The following is a 26,974-nucleotide window of genomic DNA, read 5'->3' on the forward strand; positions in this document are numbered from 1 at the left end:
TTCTTATGACAAAGATAGGAGAGATTCAAATTTCGGGAAAGGTCGCCCTTTCCCCGATGGCGGGAATCTCCGATAGTCCTTATCGCAAGATCGCCAGACGATTCGGTTCCGCATTTGCTTATACCGAATTCGTCTCCACCGAACAAATATTACTTGGAAATCAAAAATCAATCGATATGTTTCGTTTCGAAGAAATGGAACGACCTATTTTTTTTCAAATCTTCGGTTCGGATTTAAATACTGTCGTGGAAGCTTCCAAACGAATCGCACCTTTAAAACCGGATGTAATCGATTTGAATATGGGCTGTTCCGTTTCCAAGGTTTCTCACCACGGATCCGGTGCAGGACTACTTCGTAATTTAAAGTTAGCCGGTCAAATGATCGAAGGAATGAAAAAGGCCGTTAATCTTCCCATCACTGCCAAAATCAGATTGGGCTGGGATGCAGATTCTTTGAATTATAAAGAATCCGTTCATATTCTACAAGAATCCGGAGTGTCCGCTATTTCCGTTCATGGAAGAACAAAAGCGATGGCATATACGGGAAAGGCGGATTGGAATGCGATCGGAGATATAAAGTCTTTTGCAAAAGTTCCGATCTTTGGTAACGGAGATGTGGCAAGTTTTCAGGAAGCGCAGGATAAAATCAAAACCTATGGTGTAGATTTGGTTTTAATAGGAAGAAAAGCGATCGGTAACCCTTGGATTTTTTCCGAGAGGGAAAAACAAGATCTTCCTTTTTCTGAGATTCGGAAAGTTGTCATAGAACATTTGTTAGGGATTTTGGATTTTTATCCGAGTGAAGACGACTACGGCCTAATTTTATTTAGAAAACATTTTTCCAAGTATATGGACGGCATTTCTTTTCCCTCCGAACTAAAATCGGAACTACTTCAAACGAAATCACTGACAACGTTTTTAAAATTGTTTTCAGATTATGAACCCGACCAAAATAGAACTATCATAGAAACTGTGGAATACAGCGAAAATATGAATTGTGAAACCTATCTGGCACATAGATAGAAAGGCAAAAATTTAATGGCAGATCAAAGTAAGTCAATTTTTTCAGACTCTTATTCCATGTACGGAGGAGCGAAACAAAAAAGGAAAAAGGCCAGAGTGAAACTGGACATTCCTTGCGAAGTAAGTTTAGTGAATTCGAAGTCTTCTCCCATTATGGCACAAATGTCCGATTTGGGAACAGGAGGACTTTCTTTGCAAACTACATCTACGTTTTATCCTGGCGATGCAGTTAAGATTGGTTTTGTGATCAATCGAGTGAAAACGGAAATTGTAGGAACAGTTCAAAGAACTTCAGGAAAAACAACATCCGTTGTCTTTGCGGAAATTTCTTCCGATACGCACAATATCATCCAAGAATACATTCACAAACATTACTTCGATCCCAAAGCAAAGAAATAAAAGACCGATCGCAATTATATCGTTAGTTTTTTGCTTCATTGAGAGTTTAAGAAAAAACATGTAGGCATAAAAAAACCTCCTTAGGAATCCCAAGGAGGTTTTTGTTTCAGCTAGGTCTTATGTTTATTGAGCAGCTTGAGCTTTTGTTTCCAAAGCTTTTTGTCCGCCTGCATACTTCATGTAACCAACACATTGGCATTCTTCCCATGTTTCAGGCTCGCCAACATTTGCACAGATTCCTGTCTCATTGTTAAGTGAGCAGCAGTCATAAACCCCGATTCCTTTGATTAAACCTTTGGATTCAGAAACGATTACTGAACCTGTAGATTGACCATCGGATACTCCGGAAGCTTGTTCTAGGTATTCACCAAGAATTTTCTTCAAACCGTCACCAGCAACTTGGAGACGAGCAGCTTCACGGCAAGTGGATTGCTTCATAGCAACTGAATTAGCTTTGATAGCTTTGTCAGAAGCACGAGCGGAAAATTTCATGTATAGATAATCATATTCCTTTTCTTTGCCTTTGCAGTATTCTGCAGGGCTTTCGCCTCTTTTTGCAGCAGCTGCGTCAGGGGCACAAGCCCAACCTTCAAAAATCCAACCGTTTTTACCAACAGTTGTGGCATCTCTTCTAGCGTCATTGGAACCGCAAGCTACAACAAAAGCTAGTAAAGACGCGCATACGATAAGCGATTTCTTCATAAAGAATCTACTCCTTTCCGATAGATTAGATAGATGCGAAATAAGGTTGTCAATCTTTTCTCAGAAGAATTGAGAGAGAACCAGCTAGGAAACCTCTTTACAGTGAACAAAACTAGAAATATTTTTAAATTTATGTCTCTCCCCTTTCGTTTGAACGACGTTCGCATTGTTTTCTTTTTTTGCATTTTTTTTACACAATCTGCAATAACAGCAAAAGAGATCAGCATCCTGCCTGCGGCGTTATCAGGGGAAGTACCAGCCTATTTGGGAACTAAGGAAGAAGCTTCGAAAGAAATTGCAAAAGTAACGAGACATTACTTAAAAAGAAATTATTTCACAGAAGTAACGGAACCCAAAATTGTGGACGGGTTCTTGAGCGAAGAAGGTTTTTCCATAGATTCCAAAATTACGGAAACCCAACTGAATCTTCTTTGTTTGGAATGGGACAGTCATTTTATAACGAAAGATTCCATAGACTTCGGAAATCCTGTTCTCATCCAAACGGAAATTTATAATTGCAAAAGCAAATCCTTACAGACCGTACAGTCGAAATTAATTTCCAACTTCCTTCTTGCGATTGAGAAACATGTAGAAAAAAGTTTTCGTTTTCTTCCGCCTAAGGTTTACGACAAAAAACAAAAGTTGGATAACGTTTATCACGAAGCATATTTCGTTTTCGATACGAATGCGTCGTATTCGTACTATAGAAAAGATTTTATCCAAGCAGTTTCCGGGCTGATCGATACTCCCAATTTATTTCTCGGGCTCACTCTCATTCGAAAGGACAAAATTCTAAATATCTCTTCCTCGACGGATCATTCCGAATTTAAAACTGTCATTTCGGAAACTTCCTGGTCCGGTTCCAATTCGCCGGATACCATCCTGCAAGCTCTCCAAAATCTTCGATTGAAAATCTCTGGAGGAAAAAAGTCTTCCCGTAAAATGTTTTTGCTGCTATCGGGAGCGACCAAATCCAAAAGTAATGCCATCATACTTGCGTTAAATGAATTAAGGCAGTCCGGATTCGAATTGTTTCTTGTTCTTCCGAATCATACCGAATTGACCGTCATCCGTGATTTACAAAGAATTGCTCGTTCCTGTTCCGCAAAGATTTTGGGAATCACTGATTATCAAAAATTAGGGACCGAAGAAGGATACAGTCAAATTTTTCTGAATCAGTTCAATTTGTACGTTTCCAGTGCGGAAGTGATTCCTCCTTTCGAATTGAATTCAGGAAGTTTTAAAAAATGGGATGCGTCCGTGGTGAGAGCGGCAGTGGATACCGTGACTCCTTATAATATGTTCCAAGCCTATGAGAAAATCACTGAAAAAAGAGTTTTGGAAAAATCGGAAGTTAAAACGGATATAGAATCCATATTAGGTGCTGAATTCGTTCGTGATGATACAAACTCGGAAAGATATCAAACCGCTCTTTTGGAAACGAAAGGAGAAGCGATTTGGATCAAAGTTCCTAGTGAAATCAATATTATTCCCGGAAAGGAATATGTGGTACAAACCACTTTTTTTCTGGATTCTATGTCCACTTGGGGAATTAAAAATCTTCCGAATGAAACATATCTTTTAAAAACAAACAGTTCTTATCCGAAGTCTCTTTCCATTCTGCCTTCTCAAGCTCGCAAGTTTATCGAAACGAATAAGATCAAACAGTTTTCCGGATATCTGCAAGGTGTGATCAGTGCCGTTAAAAAGAAATAAGGAAAGAGGAGAATGGATCGCCGCCTCTTCCGAAATTAAAAAGATAAAAAGCCAATGGCTGCAAAGTTCCGAAACCAATGTGCCTATGCTGATTGTAGGAGAAAGAGGAACCGGTAAATCGTACTGGATTGAAGAATCCATCCTACATAGAAAAATTTCGCAGGATCGAGTGCTTCGCATCGATTATGCGAATCGGCCTGTTTCCATAGAGATTCTTAAAAGAAAAATTCAATCTCGTAAAATTGAAGTTATTTGGTGGGAAAATGTTTTTTCCGCCGAAAAATCGTTCATTTTAGAGCTTCTTCAGTGGTGGAAAGAGGAAAAGTATTCCGAGGAAACCGATTACTTTTTGTACTGGGAAATCGGAACCGAAGAATTAGAAAACGAACAATCCGAGTTTGCGAAAGATCTATTCGATCAGTTGAAACCGTTTCAATTTAAACTGCCTTCCTTTAAGGAAAGAAAATCGGAAATTCCTTATTTCGTGCAGTGTTTTCTGGAAGAAGCAAATGCAAGTCTCAAGAAAAAAATTTCCACCTTTGACGAAGGTTTTTTTTCTTTTTTCGCAAAAAAAGTTTTTAAAAACAACTTACAAGAGTTAAAAGATCTAATTCATTCGATTGTGGCTTTCACTTCTTCCAAAAAAGTCATATTTAAAAATCTTCCGATTCATTTTTTGGAAAACGATTCCGACTCCTTAGGAATTCGTCCGGGGATCAATATGGAAGTTTATGAAAAAGAAATCATCAAAGCGAATTTGATTTATACGAAAGGAAACAGGGAAAAAACTGCGAAGCTGCTGGGTATTTCGGAAAGAAATTTATACAGAAAAATAGGTGAATATCAATTGGAAGATGTTCCATGAAGGATTCGAAAAGCATCCATCATTTTTTGGATGAAATAAATTCTTCCTTCTTCGTCTCTCAATCCCGATTTATATTTAATATTCATTTCAATCAGTAGTTCATAAAATTCGTTCAAAGATTTTTCATTGAAATGTTTCGAATCGGAAGCGAGTTGCTTTCTCATAAAGTTTTTTCTTCCGTCGGAAAAATTTCCCGTCTTTAGAATTTCATCCATCACAGGAATCGGAACTTCTCCGTTGTGTTTGGCCCTTATGATTCTGAATTTTCGAATTTCATCCAATTTGTACAAAAGCCTTGTGAGAAAAGAAAGAACGTCTCCGTTATCATCCGCATATTTTGTGAATTCTTTGAAAAATTCGGCCTTTCGAATTTGCACCAAACAATCCACAAGTGTGGAAGGATTCAATTCGTTCTGATTGAATAGGATGGAATTGATATCTTCCAAACCGAATTTGGATTTGTTTAGATATTGTTTGAGTTTGCGGATTCCTTTTAAGTAGGCCCCCACGTTGGCAGGAGTTCTATGAACGAATTCGTCCCAAGCGTCCTGTTCCAATTGCACATGTTCTTGGTCCAATACTTCTTTCAGTGCTCTGGATATATCTGATTGATACAACACCTTAGGTTTGTAATATGAAAAATTTCCCTGGAATAAGGAAGTGTATCCTGCTGGAAGATCTTTCGCATCATAATGTACTAATAGATTGATTTTTTCGGAAACGGATGTGATGTTTTTTTTGAATCCTACCTGGTAGTCCCTGTTTTCGTTCGTTGCTTTCGGATCGATGATGGACTTAAAAAACGAAGCACCGTGTTTTACGATGATCAGCTTTTTAGGGAAAAACATATCGGGGGTGAATAGTTCTGCAAATAGTTTGGATTGTTCTCCGCCTTCCGGAACAATCACCAAAATTTCGAACGGTTCGCCTTGTTGGTTGAGCTGTTCTTTGTAAAAATCGACTGCGATTTCGAATTCGTAGGAATCTTCCCCGACGAATGTGAAGATTTGGGGAAGGTTTTTTCCCCCGTTTTTGAACAATTGGAAAAGGGAAATGAGTTCGTTTCCGTTTTTTTTTGTTTCCATTTTCTCAAACTTGCTCTAATCTCTAGGTAGAAAAAGAGCGATAATCACAATATGGATATAGCAAGCGGTGTGGCAAGAGTTTCAGGTTTAGGTGAGCCGGTTATGTATGCGTCTCCGACTTTCAATACGCAAGCGATTGAAAAAGTGGAGCCGGTGCAGGCAAAAAGTTATCGTCCTAAATATCCTTCCGAAGATACATCTGCGCAAGCGGAAGCAATCCAAGGAAATCAAGAGATGAAATCCCAATACAAACCAGGGGATTTGGTAAATCTTTACGCTTAAGGTCTAAGTTTCCCTTCCCAAAAATCGACCCAATCCTCCCATCTTTCTAAAAAAGACCGCAATGGAAAACCCATCACATTGTGGTACGAACCGCTTCTAGTTTTTACAGGACTTCCTTTGTCTTGGATGCCGTAAGATCCTGCTTTGTCGAAAGGTTTGGCTTCAGAAATATAATTTCGAATTTCAGAATCGGACCAATCATAGAATAGGATTTTCGTTTCCTCATAAAAAAAGTCGAATCGATCGTTTCGATAGAGGCAGGCCCCTGAAAAAACGGAATGTTCTTTTCCATTCAAATCCTTTAAAATGCGAAACGAATCCTCTTCATCGACAGGTTTATGCAGTATTTTCCCCGAGTTCACAACGATGGTATCGCAAGAAAGATGTAGGAACTCTTTCCGGTCGGAAGGGATCTCACCCAGTTTGGACCTAGCCATCCTTTCCAGATAAGAAAGGGGCGTTTCATTTGTTCGTTCGGATTCGTCTATGTCGGAAGGATCCGTAGTGAAGCAGATTCCCAGATCTTTTAAAATCTGAATTCTGCGAGGGGAACGGCTTTTTAGGATAAACAAATTCTTGCCTTTCTTACGGAACAAATCATAATCATTTCAATGAAGCTAAGACTTCTCATCCTTCTATTTCTCGCCTTCTCCCATCTTGCTTTCGGTTGTAAAAGAGGATATTCGGAAGATATCCAAGACTGCAACCCAATTGCGGATTATTATGATAAAGGAACTCATTATATACGCAGGGATTTGGTTCAGGATGACGGAACCTTGGATTATAAAAAACTTTTGGAAGATACCAAACCGCAAGCTAGCGAATGTTATCCGTCCAATCATGAGGTAAAATGAATTTATTCGATGTAAAGGGAAAAACCGTTCTAATTACGGGAGCAAGCAGAGGGATCGGAAAAACTTTGGCGTTAGGATTCAGAGATGCAGGAGCGATCGTTTACGGAGCCGGTTCCCGACCTGAATCCGTGGAATGGATGGCAAAGGAAGGGATCAATGGAGTTGTTATTGATGTTCGTTCCGAAAAAGACGCTTATAATGAAATCGGAAAGATTCGTGAAAAACACGGTAAATTGAACTGCCTTATCAATAACGCTGGTATTGCGACAAATACTCCCGCTTCCGGTTTTAAGGAAGACGAACTGCAAAATATCATTCAAACGAATTACGCAGGTGTTTTCAGAAATTGTCAGGCATATTATAAACATCATAAAAAGGACGGAGGAAATATCATCAATGTCGCTTCCGTTCTGGGAATCGTAGGCTCCAAATTAGCTTCGGTATATTCTGGAACCAAAGGTGCGGTGATCACTCTTTCCAAGGCGCTTGCCATCGAATGGTGTAACTCCGGTTATAGAGTAAATGTGATCTGTCCCGGACTCATCGATACCGATATGACGGAAATGATCAAAAGCAAAGATTACATCCTAAGCCAGGTAGTATCCGCCATTCCGATGGGTCGATTGGGAAAACCGGAAGAAATTTTAGGAGCTGCGATTTATTTGGCTTCCGATGCTTCTTCTTATGTGACCGGACAAGAGATCATCGTAGACGGCGGAATGATCGCCCAATAGTAAACAGTATATGATCGATTATCTCCATCCTGAAAATCCGGAAGTTCGAAAGCTGAAACAAATTTCGGAAAGATTGAAGAACGGAGAGATCTTCATATTCCCGACTGATACTGTTTATGCGATCGTGGCAGATTCCCACTCCAAAAAAGGAGTGGAAGCCATTTATTCCCTGAGGAAACTTCCCAAAGACAAACCTCTTTCTTTGCTTTGTAAGGATATTTCCGCAGCTTCGAATATGATCGAATATCTTCCTAATCCAACTTATAAATTGATGAAGAAGATCACTCCCGGTCCTTACACTTTTATCTTAAAAGCCAATAAAAACTTACCTAAACCTTCTTTTGCCAATCACAAGGATAGACATATAGGAATTAGAATTCCGGGGCATATCTATTTGGAAGAGTTATTGAAGATCCACGATTCTACTCTCACTTCTACTTCCGCATTTACGAATGATGAATTCATCATCGATATCGATGATTTGGAATCTATGTACGGAAAGTCCGTTGCAGCAATCATTGATGGAGGGATCGTCAAGGCGGAACCTTCCACCATACTCGATTGTACTGAGGATGAAATTAAAATCGTTCGTGAAGGGAAAGGGTTTGAGCAAGTTCAAATCGAACTAGGATTATGAACGGTCGTTAGTTTTTACTTTTTTCCATCACTTTGAGCAATTGTTCGTGGTAAAGTTTCATCTTTTTTTCCGATTTAGAGGGAAGTTTTAAATTTAGATCTTGGTTGAAATATTTTTCGATAGGAACCACCGCATAAGTTTCAGGATTCACCCAAACTGCTTCATAAGAAACATTCGCAATTCGTTTCCTCTTTTTTTCTTCCAAAATCAAATCGAAATAGAATATGATTCCTCCGTCTGTGAAAGGTTCCTTCTGTGCGGATAAAAAATTTCCCAAAGAATATACGATGAGTTGTTCCTGAGGGAAAATATCTCCTTCGGGCCTATATAATTTTTCGTATCTTTGAACTACATGGGGATGTCCGCCTAATACTAAATCTGCGCCGGAATTCAAAGCGAACTCCGCCCATTTTTTTTGGTTTTGATCCGGTTCGGCGCCATATTCCGTTCCGAAATGATACCAGACGATGATAAAATCGGAATTTTGAGATTTTGCGAATTCGATATCTGCTTGAATCAATTTTTCATCTAACAATCGTACGATTTTATTTCCGGGAACTTTGATTCCATTCGTAGAATATGTGTAGTTATAAATTGCGATTTTAATTCCGTTTTTTTCCAGAAATAAGTTTCTACGATTTTCGTAGTCTTCCGGTGAAGAATATGTTCCTATAGGGATTAATCCTTCTTTAAAGACTGTGGAAATGGTATGATCGATTGCGGAAGAACCTTTGTCTGCGGAATGATTGTTCGCTGTGGAAAGAATATGAAAACCTGAGTTGGCAAGTCCTTTTACGAGTGCCGGAGGTGCTCCGAATCTAGGATAACCGGAATAGTCTTGCTGATTGACAGGAATCGTCGTTTCCAAATTTCCCAGAACTAAATCATAACCTTGTAATGAAGATTTGATATGTTCGAAACTTTTGTCTGCGGAGTACTCCTTGGTTTTGGGATTCCAATAACTTGTTATTTGGGAACTGTGACACATAATGTCACCGACCACTGCAATTCTAACTTGCTTTTTTCCGTTCTTCAAAGGTAAGCTTGAACATAGATCTATTATGAAAAAAGCAAAAAAAAGAACTGGAATGAAAGTTAGTTTACCAATATTGATTTTGTTCATTTATTCACTGATCTCCTGCTCTTGGGAAACGGAATATAAATCGGCTGCAAAGAGATCCCTACAGCAGGATACGGATATAGTTTTAGTTCCTTATCCGTTCAATATCTTCGATAAAGAATCCAGAGATGCTATTACTCTTTCTCACTATTCGCAGGAAGAAATCAAGAACATTCTAAAAGAACACGATCTTTCTTGGGATGAGTTGAAGCAAAGTTGGAATTGGAAGGAAGATGAAAAATCCTTTCAAAAGGAAGTCAACTATACCTCGCATTACACGCAATACTCGTATGATACATCAATTCCTATTTGGCTGATCGGAAACAAATGGTTTCGCAATGGAATTTATCCAGACCGCATTCACCAACAACATATACCTTCTTTGTTGGCAAGGATTTTGGATTTTTCTTTCGCCAATCAAATCGATATTCGAAAATTCGATAAAATCTTTCGAACTACGGAAGAAAAACCGAAATTGATTGTGACGATTGTGATCGATCAGGGAGGTCTTCAGCTTTATAATGCTCATCCTCAATCTTTTCCTTTTCTTAAATCCTTAAAGGAGAAATCCGCTTATTTTAAAAATGCAAAAGTAGGACATTTGGAAGCGCATACTGCTGTGGGACATGCTGCCATCGGAACGGGTGCATATCCTGCGGAAACACATGCTTTCTCCAATGAGATTTATACTTGGAAAGAAGGAAAACTTATCTCTAGACCGATTTACCAAGGCGAAGGACAAACACTCGCTTTGGAAGAATTGAACCGAATGAGTTTGGCTGATGATTGGGATCTTTTTCATAACAACGAACCGGTTATCATTAGTCAATGTTATGCGGCAAGGGCGAGTATCGGTATGGCGGGTCATGGGAAGGCTCTTCCGAAAGAATTTTCGAAAGGCAAAGAACCCGATTCCGATTTCGTATATTGGGAAAACGGAAAGTCTTTGAAGTGGGATACGTACTCTGCCGCCTATTCCGTTCCGGATTCTGTAAAACAATACGATCTATATAATTTTTATCTCGCAAACAAGGCGACTGCGGGAGCGGAGTTTCAAGTGAGAGATCGTTTGGATCTTCAAGCGAAACTTCATCACTTTCAAGCTTCCGAATACCAAGTATTGTTAGATGGGGAAAGTATTCGTAAGGCGATAGAATCCGAAATTCTTTCTAAAAACAAACATTTAGACGAAAAAACGGATATGGTTTACGTGACTTTAAAAGCTACGGATGCGGTCGGTCATTTGTTCGGTTGGGAATCGGAAGAAGCTAGAAACATTTTAAAAAAGACAGATGAGGAAGTGGAAAAAATCTACGGCTTTTTAGAAAAAAATTTCGGAGAGGATTTTATCTTAGTGATTACTGCCGATCACGGAGCTGCTCCTATGCCTGAAATTTCTCTCTCCTCGTTTTTAGGCCATGAAACTTTCTTTCAAGAACTGGGAACACTTCTACCTGAAGAAAAACGAAAAAACCAATCCGTTGTGAAATGGATCACTCATTCTCAGTTGAGTTTGAACAGAGATGTAATGAAGGAAAACGGAATTTCGGAAGAACAAGTTATCGAAAAAATAAAAAGGCTCACCGTAAACGATAAGCCTTTTTTTCGTAAGGTTTGGACTAGAAAAGAGGTTACTGACTAAGTCGCTTTTTTGAAGTCCTTTAATTTCAAATAAACTTTTATCTCTTCGTAATCGATTCGATCTAAGGAGACTGTGACAGGGTCTCCTATAAAAAATATCTTCGAATACTTTTTGGATAAAAATGAAAAATCGTTTTTCAAAACGATTTCCAGTTCGTCCGTAAATTGACTCTTATCCAATACACCTTCCAAATTAGAATCTTCTAATTCTACATATACTTGCGAAGGGCGAATTCCCACGATGAAACCTTTGAATTCTTTGATCCCTGTGGATTCCAAATAACGGAAAGATTTGATTTTGATGATGTCTCTTTCCGCATCGGCCGCTCTTCTTTCCTCATCGGAACAATGAAGACCCATAGAAGAAATGGTTCCTTTGTCATAAGGAAGTTTTTCTCCCAAAAGCACGGAATGAAGCACTCTATGAACAACCAAATCGGGGTATCTTCGTATAGGCGATGTAAAGTGGCAATAGTCCTTGAAGCCGAGTCCCCAGTGGCCCAAAGCTTCTCCTCCGTAATATGCCTGCATAAAACTTCTCAATAGAAGATAATTGAAAATTTTACCTACGGAATCGTCTCCGATCGTTTTCACCGCTTTCATGATCTCCGGATAACTTGTATCTTTGATTCTGAAATTGTGTCCGTTGAGTTGTAGGAATTGATTGAGTGTTTCCAACTTCTCTTCATCCATCGGTTCGTGAATTCGATGTAATGTGGGAGCGTTTTTCTTTCTTAGAAATTCATCCACTTTCGTATTGGCGGAAAGCATCAGTTCTTCGATGAGAATGTGACTTGTGAGCCTCTCTCTGGTTTCGATACCGGAAGGTTTTTTATCCTTATCCCAAGAGATGGTGGTTTCTTTGATATTGAGATCGACCCGGCCGCTTTCGATTCGTTTTTTCCGAAGACTTTCGGTGAATTTGGCGACCTGCACCATCCAAAGTTTCGGATTCGCGGATTTGATTTCATCTTCCGCCATTTCGTATGTGTAACGTTTGGCGACTTTGATCACGGACTTGTAAAATTTAGCATTGTAAATTTCACCGGAATGACTGGCCTCCATCTCTACCGTAAATGCGAGCCTGTTTTTGTTCGCAACCAAACTGCAAAGATTCTCCGAAAGAACAGGAGGAAGCATTGGCACAACTCTGTTGGAAAGATAAACGGAGGTTGCTCTTTGGTAGGCTTCATCATCTAGCGCAGTATCTTTGATCACGTAATGAGAAACGTCAGCAATATGAACCCAAAAACGAATTCGGTTCCCTTCGTCGGTAAAACTGATTGCGTCGTCGAAATCCTTCGCTGTTGCTCCGTCGATTGTAACACTGTAAAGATCTCTTAGATCGGTGCGTGAATTCCAATCGGAAACTGTTTTTTCTTCCACTTCCTCAGGATAATCGATTTTCACATCATCCGGATGCTGAGGATCGTAATTGTATTTCATTAAGATTCTCAGCAGATCGGGATCTTCTTTCGTATCCGATTCGAATCTGATAAAAGAAACTTCATAAAGATTATCGTCCGGACGAGAACCTTCTTTCAATTTAACGACTAGCACGTCATCAATTTGGATATTTTCTATCGTGTCTTTGAGAAGAGATTTTGTGTGGATGACTCCTTCCTTCTCTTCACCTAACATGTCTAAGAATTTTCCGAATATGAACTTGGTGGTTTTTTCCTTAACTTTCAGTCGATAGAATTGGCGGCCTCGTTTTGTGATTTCGAGGACTTCACCTTCGAATCTATCTTTTTTTCCGATTCCCAAAGGAAGAACTTCTACTTTGTCTCCTGTGATGGCGGTGTTCGTCATCGGGCCAGGAATGAAAACTTCGCTTTTACTTGGTAAGGTGAGAAACCCGTCCCCTCTTCTGGAAATGGAAATTCTCCCCATGAAACGAAACGGTTTAGCGACTAAAATCGATTTTTTGTGAGTATTGAGAAGGCCTTCTCTTTCCAAGGAAAAAAGCAGATTGTCTATGACGGATTCGATTTCTCTTCTGGGAGTTCTAACTTTGCCTTTCGATTTCTTTTTATCTTTTTGTTGGGAAGGTTCCCTTTTTCTGGATTCGACAGAGTCGATGAATTTTTTTTTGATTTCTTCTTTGCTGACCTCTTTACCGGCCTTCGCATCTAAGTAATCAATGATTTTTTTTTGTAGTTTATAAGTATCCATTATTGCTTGTTAGTTTCTAAGTAAGTACCCCGAATGTAGTTTGGTAATAGGGAGGAATAATTATTTTTTTCCATACTTGATCGAATCAAATCCGACCTAACAGCCTCTATCATAGGCATAGATTTCGGTAAAGTCTCTTCAATTTTTACGGAATCGGAAGGAAAGAAGCCTGGAATTTTCCCCGAATGATAAAATTTCGCATCGGTTAAATCGATTCCCTTTAGGCATTCCTCTATATATTCCTGTTTGGCGTCTACCGTTTCGGTATAGGGATCTATTCCGGAAAAGGTCCCGAAATAGTATTTGTTTTGTTTGCCGTCGAGACAAACGACCGTTCTCTTTCCATGCAGTGAATGATAATAACGGGAATAAGCTTCTACGCTGTCCATTCCCAAACAAGGAATGTTCCAAAGTTGGGAAAGATTTCTAGCAGTAGTCACTGTGATTCGGATTCCCGTAAACGAACCAGGTCCGACCAAAACGAAAATACGATCCGGTTTGGAGACGGAAGCAGATGTAAGTGCTTTTTGAATTTCTTCCACCAAACGAAAAGAAGATTCTTTCGGAGAGTGTTCGCATAACTCATATATGATTTTTATAGGTTTCCCCTCTTCTAACGATGCTAAGGAAACATGGATCCAATCTTGAGTTGTGTCGAAATAAAGTAGGTTCATTCTGAGTCGGTCTTTAATTCGTAGTCTCTCGATTCGAAATCGGAATGGAAAATTTGAAGGTAGATTCTCCCTTGTTCGGGAAGGAAAGAATCTGCGATTTTCCACCATTCGATGAAAGAGATTCCTTCTTTTCCCCAAATCTCGGAGAATCCCAGTTCTTCCAATTCTTCTGCGGATTTGAGCCTGTATAAATCGAAATGATGGACAGGTTGACCGTTCAATTCGTATTCGTTTTGTAAGGCGAATGTGGGAGAATTAACTAGGTCGGAGGAACCTCTATGATGCATCCATTTTCGTACGAAAGTGGTTTTTCCTGTTCCTAAATCTCCGGAAAGCAGAATGCAAGGGAATATATTATTTTTGAGAAGAGTGTCTATCTTATGATCCAAAACGGCAAAAAGGCGGATCAACTCCGATTCCTTCAGACCTAAAAAAGTATCTTTCATTGATTGAATAGATGCTCCACTTCTTCCTTATTGAATTGATATGCCTTTTTGCAAAACTCACAGGTAATTTCGACTTGTCCCACTTCATCTACGATGGAGTCGGCTTCGATTCTTCCCAAAGAAAGAATGATCTCCGAAACCTTAAACCGAGAACAATCGCATAAAAATTCAGGTTCTTCCGTGGAAAGAACGACTAACTCGGATGCAATGGCAATCGTAAGTTCGGACTTCATCTCTTCGATGCTTAAATCCCAGAAGGATTCCTTTGCTATGACAGGATTGATCTTTTCTGAAAGGTACTTGTAATCGGATTCCGCCGCTTCCGGCAAAGCTTGAAACATAATCGCTTTCGCTTTGAATTCGCTGTCTGTTTGGAACAAAGGATTCACATCCATGCCTACGATGGCTCTGACTTGTTCCGATTCGGTTAGATATTTTAAAAAATTAAATTCAAAAGTATCTTCTACCAAATTCGTGTAGGATTGATAGAAATCGGATTCCACTTCCCAACGGATCACTTTCATAATCCCTTGGCCTAAAATGAATTCGTTTCGTATATCGCCTTTTTCCAATTCGGCGCCGTATCCTACCGCTTTCATTTTGCCATAACGGTCGCTATATGCAAGAGCGGATTTATTCGTTTCATCCTTCCATTGGATGCTCACTCTCTGCTGGTTCTTTGTCATTTCCGCAAGAAAAAGCGCACCCATCATCGTTTTGGATAAAAACACGGACATATCTGAGTTTAGCTCGTGCAAAAGAGCGACTTCTTTCGCCGTTTCTGTAAGATCCACTATGGAAAATCGAAAATGATATTCGGGAAGAATCCCTAAAATAACTGTATCTGTCATTATTTGATTGAAAGGGGTGTTTTCAGATTCAGTCTTTGTCACAAGAAAGATTCTGCAATCGGAAAAAGGAAATTTATGATCTTTGGTGTTGATTATTATCCGGAACAATGGAGCCCGAAGGATTGGGAAGAAGACCTTGGTATCATGAAAGATATGGGACTGACTTCCGTCCGACTCGCAGAATTTGCCTGGGGACTTATGGAACCCAAAGAAGGTAAGTTCGACTTTTCTTTGTTTGATGCCGTTCTGGAAAAAGTCGGAAAAGCGGGAATGACCGCTATTTTAGGAACTCCTACTGCGACCTGCCCTCCTTGGCTTTTCAAAAAACATCCTGAAATTTCCCAAATTTCAAAAGAAGGAATCGTAAGAGTCGTAGGAACAAGACGCCAAGCTTGTTTTTCTTCCCCTGCTTATCGAAAGGCGACGGAAAAAATAGTCACCGCTATGGCCAAACATTTCGGAAAACATCCAGTTGTGACGGGCTGGCAAATCGACAACGAACCAGGTCATGAAGGTTCCGATCTCGACTATTCTCCTTTAGCCGGGATTAATTTTCGGAAGTGGTTGAAAGACAAATATAAAACCTTAAAGAAGTTAAACGAAAGTTGGGGAAACGTTTTTTGGGGAGTCATGTATTCGGATTGGAATGAGATTCCCGTTCCGGGAGCGCACGTCGCCAGCGATTTCAGTCCTTCCATGATCCAAGACTATCATAGATTTCAATCGGACGAACTCATCTCTTATCTAAAATTGCAAATCGATATCGTTCGCAAATATTCTCCTGGAAGAGCTCTCACTACAAATCTTTATCCTTCTCCTTTTCTGCCGATTACCGATATGCACGAGTTATTCGGTCACATGGACTATGTTTCTTGGGACAATTATCCTGTTTGGGGAAATCAAAAAGAACCTTATCCTCATCCTTTAGTTTCCGCAACTCAACAGTACATCCGAGGTTTGAAGGATCAAAACTTCACCGTCATGGAACAATTTTCAGGAGTGCAAGGGCACGATACTTTAGGTTATCTTCCTCCTCCCGGACAAATCGGTCTTTGGCTGACACAAGCGGTCACCAACGGAGCCAATCAAATTTATTTTTTCAGATATAGAACTGCGCGTTTCGGGCAAGAACAACTTTGTTATGGAATTTTAGATCATGGCAAAAGGCTCACTCAAAAATATTTCGAACTTCAGAAAACCATTTCCGAAATCAAAGAGTATGCGGAAGATATTTCGGATCAAAACTATCCTGCGGAAGTGGCAATCCTACATGACATTGAAAATGCACGAAATTATAAACATCAACCTTTGAGTGACGGTTTGAAATTTTCTCCGGTACCCTTTGCACAAGTAGGATATGATATCGAAATCGCAACTTGGTTCGCAGGAACAAACGTTTTGAACGTAAACACTCATTCTTTTCCCGCTTCAAAGGATGTGGATTGGAACCGTTATAAAGTGATCTCTCTTCCCCTCTATACTGTGTTTGACGATGCAGTAGTGGAAAGATTGTCCAATTACGTAAAACAAGGAGGGACTTTGGTGATCGGATACAGGTCGGGAATCAAAGACCAAAACCAGTGGATCGTGGAAGAACCTGTTCCGGGAAGATTCCGAGAAATGGCAGGAGTGGAAAGTTATCAATTCGAAGCAGTCGGAGAAGATAGGGTTTCCGTGGGGATGGGGATTTTTCCTCTGAAAGGAAATAAATTTTGTGAGATTTTAGAGCCGACTACCGCTTCCGTCGTGGCCAAATATACGGATAAAAATAAATTTTATAAGGGAAAACCTGCCATCACTGTCAATTCTTACGGGAAGGGGAAAGTGTATTATGTGGGAACTTCCCTAACTCCTGAAAGTTTTGTGCTTTTTTATCGAAAGGTTTTGAAGGAAGCGAAGGTTCCTTTCGGATTTTTGGGTAAAACCATTGAAAAACATTTCCGGATCGGTCGAAAATATAATTATGAGATTCTTATGAACCATTCCGGAAAACCGAGATGGGCAGGGTTCACTCGTTTGAAACCTTTTGAGTTTCGCATAACTAAAATTAACAAATAATGCTGATCAAAGACTATAAAAGTATCAATAAAATGTTATCCGATCTTCCGGGGAAAAACGTTCCCGGAGATATCTATGTAGATAACCTGCATACTCCTTACATCCGTTTTCAGGAAAAGTTTCTGATCTCCGGCTCTTCCGTCACTCATCCGGAAAGTTCAGTAGTGAGGGAATTCGTAAATATTCTGATCAAATATTTGCCGGAGGCGATCGAAGGAACTTGCCTTCTCCCCGAAGCGAGGCCGAAGAGGGAAACAGGAAAACTGTTTTTCGTAAGACAGGTGACTTTCAGCAACAAACAATTCTTATATGTATTTTCTGCCGATATGCAATACTTAGGCGGTGCGGCGCCCGAGCAGATCAAAAAACCTGCCGCACAAAATCTCACTCCCAGCATTCTTACCGATAGAATTTATTTCAAAACGAAAATCGTTCCGATCGAATCCGTCACCGGGGAAGGAGATCACATCACCGATTTTAAATCCAGAAGATTTAAAGGAGGAGTGTTTCGAGTGGAATCAGACAGAGAGATGGATAAACCTGTCCGTCGTTTTTCCGAGATCTTTGATGAAATCGATTTTTCGGATGTGGAAATTAAAATCAAAGAAGAGTTGGAAATCACTCCTCAAGTTTGGAGCTTGGGCAGAGTGTTCCATCCCATCGGAATCGATTATCTGGCATTGTCTTTGCGTTTTCTAACTCCTTCCATTCCCAAAATCATCCCTGAATTTCGAAAATTTTATCAGGTTTTGGATCCTGGCGATGCAGGAGTTCCTGATGAAGCAAGAAAGGCCTATCATTCTTACTTGTCCAAACATACTACCGAGAGAACCCAATCTATTTCGGGCAATATGCTTTGGAAAATCAACTTTACTGAAAACAACCATCATTAGCATTAAGGTTAGCCATGAGCATTTCTTCCCCTACGATCAACTTTCCTGTTGATGAAACGATCAAAAGAATCGAATTCATCAAATCAAATGCTACTGGAATCATCCATGAAGCGAAAAAAATTCAAAAAGAAATGTCAGGAATTCGCTCCAAAACGGATGCGGAAGAAAAAGACAGAATCCACGCCGCCGACAGCATATTAGGTGATATATTCACTAAGTTTCTTCAGAAAGCTTTTCCTAAAGACGGTATCCTTTGTGAAGACAAAGATCCTATCGATGGTTCCAACGATTTCAGATGGGTGCTGGATCCTGTAGATGGCTCCATGAATTTTGTGAGAGGACTGCCTTTGTATGCCGTCTCTTTCGGATTGGAACACCGTGAAACACCTGTTGGGGGAGTGGTGATCGTTCCTCCACAAGACTCGGTTTATTCCGCAGTATTAGGAGAGGGCGCTTCTAAAAACGGAGAGACCATATTCACTTCTTCCGTTTCCGAATTGAATCGTGCGATTTTTAGCCCGAATCTGCCTACGAAGAGAGCTCATATGATCCAAGAGATTATGGCGGATCTTTCTGGCTTTCTAACATACGCTAGGTCATTCCGAAGAACCGGCTCCTTTATCTTAGACTGTTGTTGGATTGCGGAAGGTTTGATGGATGCGATCTGGGAAAAAAATGTGAAACATTGGGACGTCTCCGCCATCTCCGTAATTTTGGGAGAGTCCGGCGGAAAGATGACGGATCTCAACGGAAAACATTATTTTACAGGGCTTCCCGAACTCATTGCCTCTAACGGAATGATACATGAAGAGATACTGAACCTTTTAAAAACGGTTCGTGCTTCCGTAAGCAGAAATTAATATCGAGACTCTTTCTAAATTAGAATCATTCCAGAATATTTTTTAGTTTACGATTCTCTTTTCTCTTTTAAGCTTATAGAAAAATAGATAACACTTACATCCACTTGGAGATCGATTCACATGGAACATAAACTTCCCGAACTTCCTTATGCAAAGGACGCCCTTGCCCCTCATATTTCTGCAGAAACTTTAGAGTTCCACTACGGAAAGCACCACCAAACTTACGTTACTAATCTAAACAATTTGATCAAGGGAACCGAATTCGAAAATTCCACTCTCGAAGAAATCGTAAAAAAATCAAGCGGCGGTATTTTCAACAACGCAGCTCAAATCTGGAATCATACTTTCTATTGGCATTCCCTTTCTCCGAAAGGCGGCGGTCCTGCTACGGGAGCTGTAGGTGATGCAATCAATAAGGCTTTCGGGTCTTTTGATGCCTTCAAAGAAAAATTCACTCAATCTGCAGTGACCAATTTCGGTTCCGGATGGACTTGGCTCGTGAAAAAAGGCGATTCCGTTGAAATCGTAAACACAAGCAACGCAGGTTCCCCTTTGAAAGACGGTCTTCAGTCTTTGATCACCATCGACGTTTGGGAACACGCTTATTACATCGATTTCAGAAATGCTCGCCCTAAATACGTGGAAGCTTTCTGGAACCTTGTAAATTGGGAGTTTGCTAACCAAAACTTCAAATAAGTTTTCGCAAATTACTGAAAAGTAAAGGCAGGTTAGCGAAAGCGAGCCTGCCTTTTTTATTTCAGAAACAAACGAATATAGAATCTTGGCTTTGTTGCCAGTGAAAGGTGTAATGAATGAGTCTTCCTAAAATAACGATCCCCAAAAAACCCAAATACACTCAGCTCGAGCTTCCCTCCGGTTTGGAATTTTGGGAATTGTTTCGAAGTTTCGAAAAAAAATACGACACCTGTTTTTTATTGGAATCCGCAGGAGACAATCAATATGACTCTCGTTATTCGGTCATAGGATTCGACCCCGAACATTTGATCGTTGGAAATCCCGGCTCTTTGGTTTTCGACGGAAGAGAATACAAAGTTCAAAATCCTTATTATGCTTTAAGAGATCTTACCGATTATAATTCACTCAGCATCAGTTATGCGGGAGGACTTGTAGGATTTCTAAGTTACAACTCGATGCAGTTTTTCGAGCCTAAATTGAAAATAGAGCCGCATCCTGATTTTCCATCCATGCAGTTTGGGATGTATTTGGACGGTTTGATCTACGATAAATTCACAGGCGAACTGATTTATTTCAATAATGGAAAGGATCGTTCTTCGGAAGTGAAATCCCTTCTTTCCAAAGTGAAGGAAGAGAAAGATACTTTGGCTCCCAGTGTAAAAGTAAAAGCCAAAAGCGAAGTTTTTTCAAAAGAACTGCACAAAGAGATGGTTCGGCTTACTCTGGAAGAAGTAAAAGCTGGCAATACTTTTCAATGCCAAATCGGTTTTGAAGAAACGTTCACAGTCAAAGGCAATCCTCTTGCCATCTACGAATCTCTTCGTAAAATCAATCCTTCACCTCATATGTATTATGTGAAGTTCAAAGAAAAAATCATTTTAGGCGCAAGCCCTGAACTTCTTTTCCGTCTCAGACAAGGAGAAATGGAATCTTTTCCTTTGGCAGGTACCACAAAAAGAGGAGCAAATCCCTCGGAAGATACCGAATTGGCTCGTAAACTTTTAACCGATCCTAAAGAAATCGCTGAACACAATATGCTCATCGATTTACACAGAAACGATATAGGAAGGGTGGCGAAATTCGGAACCGTAAAAGTCAGAAGACGTTTCGATGTGAAAAGATTCAGTCATGTGCAACATATTTCCAGCGAAGTAGTAGGGATTCTAAAATCGAACGAAGATATGTTTTCGGGACTTGCCGCTTCTTTTCCGGCAGGGACTCTTTCCGGAGCACCTAAGATCGAATCGATGAAAATCATCGAAAAAACGGAGAAAAGTCCTAGAGGTCCTTACGGAGGTGCGGTAGGTACTTTCGGATTTAACGGGGACTGTACGTTTGCTATTCCGATTCGAACTTTTTTTGTGAGTGGGGAAAACGGTTTCGCCAGAGCTTCCGGAGGAATCGTTTACGATTCTTTGGCGGAATCCGAATATCAGGAAATCGTAAATAAAATGGCCTCCGTAAAACGAGCTTTAAACGATCATTTGGAGAAGTAGGCGAAACTATGAAAGTTCTAATTTTAGATAATTACGATTCGTTCACATTCAATTTATATCAGCTCGTAGGAGAGATTTTGGAGGAAACCGGCAAACCTTTCCAGTTGGATGTCTTTCGAAACGATGAAAAAGAATTTAAGGAAATCGAATCCGCCGGATACGATCGAATCATTATTTCTCCCGGTCCGGGCCATCCTGCGGACAAAGCGTACTTCGGAATCTCCAGTGACATTCTGCTCCATTTGGGGAAAAAAACTTCCATTTTAGGAATCTGTCTTGGGATGCAAGGCATGGCGACTACATTCGGCGGTGAAGTGGTTCGGGCTCAAATCGCAATGCACGGAAAACTTTCCCCGATCTCTCATGACGGTGAAGGAGTGTTTCGCAACCTAACACAGAATATAGAAATTATGAGATACCATTCTTTGGTGGCAGAGGAAAAATCTCTACCGGCGGATTTGCTTGTGACTGCGAGAGTGAGCGACGGAACAGGGAAAGGGGAAATTATGGGGCTTCGCCATAAGTCTTTGAAAATAGAAGGAGTTCAGTTCCACCCGGAATCGTTCGGTTCCGAAGAAGGCAAACTTCTATTGAAAAACTTTCTGACGAATTGATCAGTTTCCTTTGAAATCTTTCATCATGGCCTCTTCCCAAGAAGCGTAAAAATCAAAATCTTGATTTGCTTTTTGGGAATCGTCCGCTCCGTATAGAGAGAATTTTTTTCGCATAATTTCGCTATAGGTGGTGATTTTATTGGTTTGAGTATTTCCTTGTAAGGAATAGACAGCTTGCAAACCGGCTCCTCCTCTTCCTTGAGTTCCGTAAACCTGCAAAGTCATCATATCGGAAAAAAATTCGTCTATATTCCCCGGAATAAAAAAGTCGATCACTCCCGTAGGAATGAAATATAGAAACCTTCCGGTGATTTCTTTTTTCCCCACTCTTACGTATTTTCCTACCAACTTATCTTCATTAGCCGAACTGGTGTAATTGAGTTTATATTCCAAATCGGAAATGATCGCAGTGATTCCGAAGGATTTGATTTCTATATCCCCTAAAAAACGAATCTCTCCCGGTTTCAAAAAGAACTGTTTTCTAGGATGACTTGGAAAATGGAACTGAATGGTTTTTCCCAAGTTTGTGATTTTGATTTTGTCTTCAGGATTCGTTTTATCCCAAATATCGATTGTCATTTTCGTTTTTTCTAAACGAACTCCCGTCCGATTGTAGAAGCCTGGAAATTTTTTTTTGGTGATATCGTCGATCGAGAATTCCAGTAGGATGGAGCCCCCTTCTTGTTTGAGGGAACATGTCATCGTTTCACATAAAAATTTTAGATTTTGCGATTTCGATTTTAAGGCTTCGAAAGATTTCGGATCGTTTACGATGAATGCGAATTCATTCAGCCAAACAAAATAGTCTCTGGGTAAAAAACCTTTCCAATGCGAAATTTGGGATCTTTCAACCGTATAGATCTCTTTCTCTCCCCAAAGTTTGGGAGAAAATTCACTTCTTGCATAATAGTCGTAATTTCCTTTTTGTTCGGGATACCATTGCAAAGACCATGTTCCGTTTCCCGATTGTTTGCCACCTAACTCAACATATAGATTTCCCGACTCGGTTCGTTTCAGTTCTTTTTCCTTTTCATCGGATAATAAACCCGCTAATGCGGAAAAATACGTTTCATTGCCGGATGAGTGGGTTCTGTATGATTTTTGGAAAGAGTCGTAATTTTTCCAAAATTGATAATGGTTTTGATTTGGCTTTGTGCATGCTGAGAAAAACAGCAAACATACGAATGTGATTCTTAAAAGTTTAGATTTCTTCTTTAAGAATGGAATGTATTTCTTTGATTTTGGTTTCATCGACTTCCGATAGATATTCTCTATGAATTTGTTTTCCCTTTTTATCGAAAATCCGCAGATATGCTTTTTCTCTCTGCAGTCCTTCGGCGAGTTCTCCTTTTCGGTCGAGGAGAACGCTTTCGAACTCTTTTGATTTTGCATCTTCCAGATATTTTTCCACAAGGGAGTTGGTTTCTTTAAGATTGAGATAGAATAAAAAGCTGACTTTGTTTGAATCTTTCCAGAGTAAATTTTGCATTTTCCAGTAGATCTTTCTTCCTAATTTTCTGCAAAGTTCGATATCCTTCAATTCACATCCTAATATGAGGACTGGTTTTCCTTTTTGCGATTGATGGGTGAAGGTTTTGCCGTATTGGTCTTCGATGGAAAATTTAGGAATGGTGTTTGCGAGAATGGGAGTTAGGAAAAAAAACAAAACGAGTCCGGAAAAAAGACTACAAAAGGAAATCCTCACCCTTAAAGATTAATCCATGAAACTCCATTCTGCAAGTTCATTTTTATTTTATCTGTTTTTCATTTCCTTTTGCAGATGCCAAAGTATTCCGATTTTCGCTTCACATTATCAACTTCTTTCTTCTTCGGAAGACATCGCCGTTTTCTCTGTATCCGAATCGATATTAGGTGATATTTTTCCCGAATCTCTTGTTTCCGAGTTCGTTCCTGTTCCTTCGGGGAAAGAAATCACCGTTAAAAATCTTTTGGATCGAGTCCAACTTAGACTCAGTATTCTTTCCAGTGATACTTGGGAAGTTTTATTACAAGATCGTGTCACTGCGGATATGGAACAGTTATTAAACGCCGCCGTAATGAAACAATCTTCCAAAGTGTATTTGATTCTTGTGAAAAAGGACGATCCTTTATCTCCTCTGACTAAAATTTTCCGAACGAGCATTTTAGTAGGTCATACTCGATCCGGTTTGGTGTTCGGGTTCACCGATTTGAAACAAAACATTACATTTCCATCCCAATATAAATTCGATGACTGGGCGATTTTTAAATTAGGAAGATTGAATCCATCCTACAAACAAGAGTTAAAGATTCGGCCGAACAATCCTCCTATGAGTTTTTTTAGAACGGAAATGAAAGATAAAATTCAAATATACGGAAGGATCATAGTTTCGGAAGATCCGAAACTTTTACCTAAGGATTTGATTTTGAAAGTTCCGGAAGAGGATGAAGTCCAGGCCTTGCAGAATCAAAAATGGAGATCGGTTCCTGAACGACTGGAAGCTTTGGAAGAGTTGAGAAAGAAAAAAATTATTTCAGAGCAGGATTTCGAGAAAAAGAAACAGGAACTTCTGAAAGAACTTTAGATTCCGTCTCCGTGAATGAATTCCTGTATGAACAAATCGTTTTCCGTTTTGGTCTCTGTTGATGAAACGTTTGAATTTTGTTTTTCGAAGACTCTTTGTTTTTCATACAACTGATTGATCAACTGCTGTTGGGTTTCCACTTTTTCCAAAAGGACGGAGAACACTTTCGCAATCGGATCCGGCATTTGATTGTGTTCTAACATTTGTTCTACGGAATCGGATGCTTCTCCCGATTTCACAACTTTCCCGGGAATCCCCACAACGGTGCTTCCAGCAGGGACGTTTCTCATCACTACGGATCCGGCACCCACGCGGACATGATCTTCGATCAATATATTTCCCAACACCTTTGCACCCGCTCCGATCACCACGTTCTTGCCGATGGTAGGATGTCGTTTTCCCGATTCCTTTCCTGTTCCTCCCAGAGTCACACCTTGAAAGATGAGACTTCCCGAACCTACGATCGCTGTTTCTCCGATCACCACTCCTGTACCGTGATCGATAAAAACTCCATTGGCGATTTGAGCGCCTGGATGGATGTCGATTCCGGTAAGAAATCGGGAGAAGTAGTTCAGCATTCTGGGGAATAAAGGAAATTTGATTTTATAAAGAAAATGTGCGATTTTATGCAGCCAAATCGCATGAAGCCCCGGATAACAGAGGATAATTTCCAAATAGGATTTGGCAGCCGGATCGAATTTTCGGATGACTCTTATGTTTTCGAACATGATATTTAATGAATCCTGAAGTTAGAGATTAGACTGTTGAGTTTTTCGGATAATTGTGCAAGACTTACCGTTGATCCTGCAAGTTCCTCTGCGGAAGCGGCACTTGATTGAGAGATCGAATTCACTTGTTCGATGGCACCCGCAACTTCATGGGAAGAAGTCTCCTGTTCGTTGGTCGCTTCTGCAATGAAGTTGGAAAGATTCGTAAGATTCGATACGGAAGTCATTACTTTTTGACTCTGTTGGTTTTGAGTCATTGTTGCATAGGAAATCTCTTCTGTTAAGGTTGCGGCTTCTCTTGATTTGTTTAAAATTCTTTTAAAACCATCAACCAATTGCTCAATAATTACTTTCCCGTCGTTTACCTTTTGGATGGAATCTTGAATTAAGGATTCGATTTGTTTCGTGGCCTCTTGGGATCTTCCCGCAAGTTTGGAAATTTCTTCTGCAACGACGGCAAACCCTCTTCCTGATTCCCCCGCTCTGGCGGCTTCGATTGCAGCATTTAATGCAAGTAAGTTGGTTTGGTCGGAGATTTCGTTGATTACATTGATGATTTCTTTGATTTCGTTGGAACTATCTTCGATCGCTCCCATTCTGCGGGAAGCTTCATCCACTTTGATTTGGCCGGATTCCGCTTCTTTCAACATTGCTTGGGAACCGTCGTTTACTAACTTCGACTTGTTGGTAACTGTTAGGATGGAATCGGACAAAGAAGTCATTTCTTGGATGGTGGCAGTCGTTTCTATGGACTGATCTTTTGCCGTTTTCGCCACTTGATTGATCGATTCAGTAATTTCGGAGATTGCGGCTGATGTTTCTTCCAAAGAAGCGGCTTGGTTGGAGGAGCCGTCCGCAAGAGATTGTGCCGTTGCTGAGATTTCATCCGCAGAAGAAGCTACATGATCCGAAGTGGAATTGATTTGCGAGATGAGAGATCGTAAGTTGACGGATGCATGATTCAATGCTTTGATGAGTCTTCCTATTTCATCGTTGGATTGAAAATTTTCCTCTGCTGTCAAATCACCTTCCGCAAAACGATTGGCGATGAGTTCCGCTTTTTTGATCGGGTTGGCTATACTTCTTCCCATAAAAAAGGAAAGGATCATTACGATTGCGAAAGAAACTACATAACCTGCGATTAAAAGTATTTTTACATTTTGAGCCGTCTTTTCGGATCTATCTTTTCTGAGTTTGATGAGTTCTCCCATCATTTCGTCAAAGTTGGAAATATCATTTAATAATTGTTTGTTGGTTGGAACCAAATCTAACTGAAGTTGAATTGCTGCCTTTGCTGCCGCAGGAGATTTGGTTCGCAGAAACTTCTCTTTTTCCGTTTTGAGTTGTTCCAATGTCTCCAGAGATTTTTCAAATTCCTCTTCGATTTTCAAATTTGCCTGAAGAGCTTCTTTTGTTTTATCCAATTCGACGGTAGCTTCATAGAACGCTATATTGAGAAAGTTTTCAATTTCACCTAATAGTTGTTTTGTATTTTTTATGATAGGATCGATTTCGGAATTTGTTTCTTCCAAATCGTCAATTTCTTCCGCATTGATGATTTTAACGGTTAGATTTCGAATCTTTGCAAGATTGTAGCCTATCTTAACTGATTTTTCATAAGAATCTTCATAGATTGTTTTTAAAGAATTGAGGTCTTCTTCTAGCTGGTTCAATCCGTAAATACCCAGTATTGTTATGATAAGTACTAATATTTGATTTATCGCATTGGAGCCATAAATCTTGAGTTTGACGCTGAATTGAGAGAGAACACGATTCATAAAAAATTTATTTTAAAATTGAATTGATTCCAGGCTAATTTTCACGCACCGTCTAGGATAGCAAATTTCCAAATAGAAAGCTTT

The 26,974-nt window shown here is 39.9% G+C and carries 28 protein-coding genes; 16 read left to right on the forward strand and 12 right to left on the reverse strand.

Annotation, left to right across the window (positions count from 1 at the left end; all coding sequences use genetic code 11):
• Positions 1-5: 5 nt before the first annotated feature.
• Positions 6-1,022 (forward strand): tRNA dihydrouridine synthase, encoded by a 1,017-nt coding sequence (locus tag EHS15_RS03700; protein WP_135759192.1) that lies wholly within the window; start codon positions 6-8, stop codon positions 1,020-1,022.
• A gap of 15 nt (positions 1,023-1,037) precedes the next feature.
• Positions 1,038-1,421: a PilZ domain-containing protein gene (locus tag EHS15_RS03705; protein ID WP_135759193.1), complete on the forward strand. Its 384-nt coding sequence runs from the start codon at positions 1,038-1,040 to the stop codon at positions 1,419-1,421.
• Positions 1,422-1,544: 123 nt separating this feature from the next.
• Here EHS15_RS03705 and EHS15_RS03710 read toward each other — a convergent pair whose 3' ends face one another.
• Positions 1,545-2,123 (reverse strand): lipoprotein LipL21, encoded by a 579-nt coding sequence (locus EHS15_RS03710; RefSeq protein WP_135759194.1) that lies wholly within the window; start codon positions 2,121-2,123, stop codon positions 1,545-1,547.
• Between the two features lie 132 nt (positions 2,124-2,255).
• Here EHS15_RS03710 and EHS15_RS03715 point away from each other — a divergent pair, with 132 nt between their 5' ends.
• Entirely contained in the window at positions 2,256-3,839 is a 1,584-nt protein-coding gene (locus EHS15_RS03715) for an LIC10012 family protein (protein ID WP_135759362.1), read from the forward strand.
• A complete protein-coding gene (locus EHS15_RS03720) occupies positions 3,820-4,704 on the forward strand; it encodes a helix-turn-helix domain-containing protein (RefSeq protein ID WP_135759195.1) in 885 nt (294 codons plus the stop codon). Before EHS15_RS03715 ends, EHS15_RS03720 begins: the two co-directional genes overlap by 20 nt.
• Here the strand turns inward: EHS15_RS03720 and holA are convergent.
• On the reverse strand, positions 4,683-5,789 hold the full coding sequence (gene holA, locus EHS15_RS03725; protein WP_135759196.1) for a DNA polymerase III subunit delta: 1,107 nt from the start codon (positions 5,787-5,789) through the stop codon (positions 4,683-4,685). The two genes, EHS15_RS03720 and holA, sit on opposite strands and share 22 nt — an antisense overlap.
• Positions 5,790-5,840: 51 nt before the next feature.
• Here holA and EHS15_RS03730 point away from each other — a divergent pair, with 51 nt between their 5' ends.
• Entirely contained in the window at positions 5,841-6,071 is a 231-nt protein-coding gene (locus EHS15_RS03730) for a hypothetical protein (protein ID WP_135759197.1), read from the forward strand.
• Here EHS15_RS03730 and EHS15_RS03735 read toward each other — a convergent pair.
• Entirely contained in the window at positions 6,068-6,643 is a 576-nt protein-coding gene (locus EHS15_RS03735; protein ID WP_135759198.1) for a Maf family protein, read from the reverse strand. The two genes, EHS15_RS03730 and EHS15_RS03735, sit on opposite strands and share 4 nt — an antisense overlap.
• Positions 6,644-6,682: 39 nt before the next feature.
• On the opposite strand from EHS15_RS03735, the gene EHS15_RS03740 reads away from it, so the two are divergent.
• The 3 genes from EHS15_RS03740 to EHS15_RS03750 are packed head-to-tail and all read left to right on the forward strand — an operon-like array spanning position 6,683 to position 8,296.
• Positions 6,683-6,925 carry a hypothetical protein gene (locus EHS15_RS03740; RefSeq protein WP_135759199.1) on the forward strand — a complete coding sequence of 81 codons (243 nt, stop codon included), beginning with the start codon at positions 6,683-6,685 and terminating at the stop codon, positions 6,923-6,925.
• A complete protein-coding gene (locus EHS15_RS03745; protein ID WP_135759200.1) occupies positions 6,922-7,659 on the forward strand; it encodes an SDR family NAD(P)-dependent oxidoreductase in 738 nt (245 codons plus the stop codon). The genes EHS15_RS03740 and EHS15_RS03745 overlap by 4 nt, the downstream gene beginning before the upstream one ends.
• A 10-nt stretch (positions 7,660-7,669) precedes the next feature.
• On the forward strand, positions 7,670-8,296 hold the full coding sequence (locus EHS15_RS03750; RefSeq protein ID WP_135759201.1) for an L-threonylcarbamoyladenylate synthase: 627 nt from the start codon (positions 7,670-7,672) through the stop codon (positions 8,294-8,296).
• A 7-nt stretch (positions 8,297-8,303) separates the two neighbouring features.
• On the opposite strand, the gene EHS15_RS03755 is transcribed toward EHS15_RS03750, so the two are convergent.
• Positions 8,304-9,419, reverse strand: a complete 1,116-nt coding sequence (locus EHS15_RS03755) for a CapA family protein (protein ID WP_135759202.1) — start codon at positions 9,417-9,419, stop codon at positions 8,304-8,306.
• Between EHS15_RS03755 and EHS15_RS03760 the strand changes: the two genes are divergently transcribed.
• Complete coding sequence (locus tag EHS15_RS03760) at positions 9,385-11,058, forward strand: alkaline phosphatase family protein (protein ID WP_135759203.1); 1,674 nt, start codon at positions 9,385-9,387, stop codon at positions 11,056-11,058. The two genes, EHS15_RS03755 and EHS15_RS03760, sit on opposite strands and share 35 nt — an antisense overlap.
• Here the strand turns inward: EHS15_RS03760 and EHS15_RS03765 are convergent.
• Genes EHS15_RS03765 through hslO form a run of 4 tightly spaced genes read right to left on the reverse strand, consistent with a single transcriptional unit; the run spans position 11,055 to position 15,203 of the window.
• Positions 11,055-13,232: a ribonuclease R family protein gene (locus EHS15_RS03765; RefSeq protein ID WP_135759204.1), complete on the reverse strand. Its 2,178-nt coding sequence runs from the start codon at positions 13,230-13,232 to the stop codon at positions 11,055-11,057. The genes EHS15_RS03760 and EHS15_RS03765 overlap by 4 nt on opposite strands.
• Positions 13,232-13,906, reverse strand: coding sequence for a tRNA (adenosine(37)-N6)-threonylcarbamoyltransferase complex dimerization subunit type 1 TsaB (gene tsaB / locus EHS15_RS03770; protein WP_167884146.1), 675 nt, complete (start codon positions 13,904-13,906; stop codon positions 13,232-13,234). Before tsaB ends, EHS15_RS03765 begins: the two co-directional genes overlap by 1 nt.
• Positions 13,903-14,352: a tRNA (adenosine(37)-N6)-threonylcarbamoyltransferase complex ATPase subunit type 1 TsaE gene (gene tsaE / locus EHS15_RS03775; RefSeq protein WP_135759206.1), complete on the reverse strand. Its 450-nt coding sequence runs from the start codon at positions 14,350-14,352 to the stop codon at positions 13,903-13,905. Before tsaE ends, tsaB begins: the two co-directional genes overlap by 4 nt.
• Positions 14,349-15,203 (reverse strand): Hsp33 family molecular chaperone HslO, encoded by an 855-nt coding sequence (hslO, locus tag EHS15_RS03780; protein ID WP_135759363.1) that lies wholly within the window; start codon positions 15,201-15,203, stop codon positions 14,349-14,351. Before hslO ends, tsaE begins: the two co-directional genes overlap by 4 nt.
• A gap of 75 nt (positions 15,204-15,278) precedes the next feature.
• Here hslO and EHS15_RS03785 point away from each other — a divergent pair, with 75 nt between their 5' ends.
• The 6 genes from EHS15_RS03785 (at position 15,279) to EHS15_RS03810 (ending at position 21,820) form a co-directional block, all read left to right on the forward strand.
• Positions 15,279-17,261 (forward strand): beta-galactosidase, encoded by a 1,983-nt coding sequence (locus EHS15_RS03785; RefSeq protein ID WP_135759207.1) that lies wholly within the window; start codon positions 15,279-15,281, stop codon positions 17,259-17,261.
• On the forward strand, positions 17,261-18,154 hold the full coding sequence (locus EHS15_RS03790; protein ID WP_135759208.1) for an LIC_10030 family protein: 894 nt from the start codon (positions 17,261-17,263) through the stop codon (positions 18,152-18,154). Before EHS15_RS03785 ends, EHS15_RS03790 begins: the two co-directional genes overlap by 1 nt.
• A gap of 14 nt (positions 18,155-18,168) precedes the next feature.
• Positions 18,169-19,014, forward strand: a complete 846-nt coding sequence (locus EHS15_RS03795; protein ID WP_135759209.1) for an inositol monophosphatase family protein — start codon at positions 18,169-18,171, stop codon at positions 19,012-19,014.
• A 120-nt stretch (positions 19,015-19,134) separates the two neighbouring features.
• Positions 19,135-19,710, forward strand: a complete 576-nt coding sequence (locus EHS15_RS03800; protein ID WP_135759210.1) for a superoxide dismutase — start codon at positions 19,135-19,137, stop codon at positions 19,708-19,710.
• Positions 19,711-19,826: 116 nt separating this feature from the next.
• Complete coding sequence (locus tag EHS15_RS03805) at positions 19,827-21,206, forward strand: anthranilate synthase component I family protein (protein ID WP_135759211.1); 1,380 nt, start codon at positions 19,827-19,829, stop codon at positions 21,204-21,206.
• Positions 21,207-21,214: 8 nt separating this feature from the next.
• The gene (locus EHS15_RS03810; RefSeq protein WP_135759212.1) at positions 21,215-21,820 is read left to right on the forward strand and encodes an anthranilate synthase component II; all 606 of its coding nucleotides are present in this window, start codon (positions 21,215-21,217) and stop codon (positions 21,818-21,820) included.
• Here EHS15_RS03810 and EHS15_RS03815 read toward each other — a convergent pair whose 3' ends face one another.
• Together EHS15_RS03815 and EHS15_RS03820 are read right to left on the reverse strand one after the other, a co-directional pair.
• The gene (locus EHS15_RS03815; protein WP_246051879.1) at positions 21,821-23,071 is read right to left on the reverse strand and encodes an LIC10025 family lipoprotein; all 1,251 of its coding nucleotides are present in this window, start codon (positions 23,069-23,071) and stop codon (positions 21,821-21,823) included. It abuts the gene before it with no gap.
• A complete protein-coding gene (locus EHS15_RS03820; protein WP_246051880.1) occupies positions 23,022-23,486 on the reverse strand; it encodes a TlpA family protein disulfide reductase in 465 nt (154 codons plus the stop codon). The genes EHS15_RS03815 and EHS15_RS03820 overlap by 50 nt, the downstream gene beginning before the upstream one ends.
• A gap of 55 nt (positions 23,487-23,541) precedes the next feature.
• Here EHS15_RS03820 and EHS15_RS03825 point away from each other — a divergent pair, with 55 nt between their 5' ends.
• Positions 23,542-24,384 (forward strand): SHOCT domain-containing protein, encoded by an 843-nt coding sequence (locus EHS15_RS03825; RefSeq protein WP_135759213.1) that lies wholly within the window; start codon positions 23,542-23,544, stop codon positions 24,382-24,384.
• On the opposite strand, the gene cysE is transcribed toward EHS15_RS03825, so the two are convergent.
• Together cysE and EHS15_RS03835 are read right to left on the reverse strand one after the other, a co-directional pair.
• Positions 24,381-25,112 (reverse strand): serine O-acetyltransferase, encoded by a 732-nt coding sequence (gene cysE / locus EHS15_RS03830; protein ID WP_135759214.1) that lies wholly within the window; start codon positions 25,110-25,112, stop codon positions 24,381-24,383. The two genes, EHS15_RS03825 and cysE, sit on opposite strands and share 4 nt — an antisense overlap.
• Positions 25,113-25,117: 5 nt before the next feature.
• On the reverse strand, positions 25,118-26,890 hold the full coding sequence (locus EHS15_RS03835; RefSeq protein ID WP_135759215.1) for a methyl-accepting chemotaxis protein: 1,773 nt from the start codon (positions 26,888-26,890) through the stop codon (positions 25,118-25,120).
• Positions 26,891-26,974: the final 84 nt, after the last annotated feature.

The sequence above is a fragment of the Leptospira idonii genome (genome assembly GCF_004770995.1).
Taxonomy (GTDB): domain Bacteria; phylum Spirochaetota; class Leptospiria; order Leptospirales; family Leptospiraceae; genus Leptospira_A; species Leptospira_A idonii.

Coding starts and splice junctions, on each gene's coding strand:
- EHS15_RS03825 (WP_135759213.1), top strand. CDS start 23,542: ATGAAACTCCATTCTGCAAGTTCATTTTTATTTTATCTGTTTTTCATT.
- EHS15_RS03815 (WP_246051879.1), bottom strand. CDS start 23,071: ATGAAACCAAAATCAAAGAAATACATTCCATTCTTAAAGAAGAAATCT.
- EHS15_RS03765 (WP_135759204.1), bottom strand. CDS start 13,232: ATGGATACTTATAAACTACAAAAAAAAATCATTGATTACTTAGATGCG.
- EHS15_RS03810 (WP_135759212.1), top strand. CDS start 21,215: ATGAAAGTTCTAATTTTAGATAATTACGATTCGTTCACATTCAATTTA.
- EHS15_RS03715 (WP_135759362.1), top strand. CDS start 2,256: ATGTCTCTCCCCTTTCGTTTGAACGACGTTCGCATTGTTTTCTTTTTT.
- EHS15_RS03700 (WP_135759192.1), top strand. CDS start 6: ATGACAAAGATAGGAGAGATTCAAATTTCGGGAAAGGTCGCCCTTTCC.
- EHS15_RS03745 (WP_135759200.1), top strand. CDS start 6,922: ATGAATTTATTCGATGTAAAGGGAAAAACCGTTCTAATTACGGGAGCA.
- cysE (WP_135759214.1), bottom strand. CDS start 25,112: ATGTTCGAAAACATAAGAGTCATCCGAAAATTCGATCCGGCTGCCAAA.
- EHS15_RS03805 (WP_135759211.1), top strand. CDS start 19,827: ATGAGTCTTCCTAAAATAACGATCCCCAAAAAACCCAAATACACTCAG.
- EHS15_RS03760 (WP_135759203.1), top strand. CDS start 9,385: ATGAAAGTTAGTTTACCAATATTGATTTTGTTCATTTATTCACTGATC.
- EHS15_RS03740 (WP_135759199.1), top strand. CDS start 6,683: ATGAAGCTAAGACTTCTCATCCTTCTATTTCTCGCCTTCTCCCATCTT.
- EHS15_RS03710 (WP_135759194.1), bottom strand. CDS start 2,123: ATGAAGAAATCGCTTATCGTATGCGCGTCTTTACTAGCTTTTGTTGTA.
- hslO (WP_135759363.1), bottom strand. CDS start 15,203: ATGACAGATACAGTTATTTTAGGGATTCTTCCCGAATATCATTTTCGA.
- EHS15_RS03705 (WP_135759193.1), top strand. CDS start 1,038: ATGGCAGATCAAAGTAAGTCAATTTTTTCAGACTCTTATTCCATGTAC.
- EHS15_RS03835 (WP_135759215.1), bottom strand. CDS start 26,890: ATGAATCGTGTTCTCTCTCAATTCAGCGTCAAACTCAAGATTTATGGC.
- EHS15_RS03750 (WP_135759201.1), top strand. CDS start 7,670: ATGATCGATTATCTCCATCCTGAAAATCCGGAAGTTCGAAAGCTGAAA.
- EHS15_RS03795 (WP_135759209.1), top strand. CDS start 18,169: ATGAGCATTTCTTCCCCTACGATCAACTTTCCTGTTGATGAAACGATC.
- EHS15_RS03755 (WP_135759202.1), bottom strand. CDS start 9,419: ATGAACAAAATCAATATTGGTAAACTAACTTTCATTCCAGTTCTTTTT.
- EHS15_RS03790 (WP_135759208.1), top strand. CDS start 17,261: ATGCTGATCAAAGACTATAAAAGTATCAATAAAATGTTATCCGATCTT.
- EHS15_RS03785 (WP_135759207.1), top strand. CDS start 15,279: ATGATCTTTGGTGTTGATTATTATCCGGAACAATGGAGCCCGAAGGAT.
- EHS15_RS03800 (WP_135759210.1), top strand. CDS start 19,135: ATGGAACATAAACTTCCCGAACTTCCTTATGCAAAGGACGCCCTTGCC.
- tsaE (WP_135759206.1), bottom strand. CDS start 14,352: ATGAAAGATACTTTTTTAGGTCTGAAGGAATCGGAGTTGATCCGCCTT.
- holA (WP_135759196.1), bottom strand. CDS start 5,789: ATGGAAACAAAAAAAAACGGAAACGAACTCATTTCCCTTTTCCAATTG.
- tsaB (WP_167884146.1), bottom strand. CDS start 13,906: ATGAACCTACTTTATTTCGACACAACTCAAGATTGGATCCATGTTTCC.
- EHS15_RS03730 (WP_135759197.1), top strand. CDS start 5,841: ATGGATATAGCAAGCGGTGTGGCAAGAGTTTCAGGTTTAGGTGAGCCG.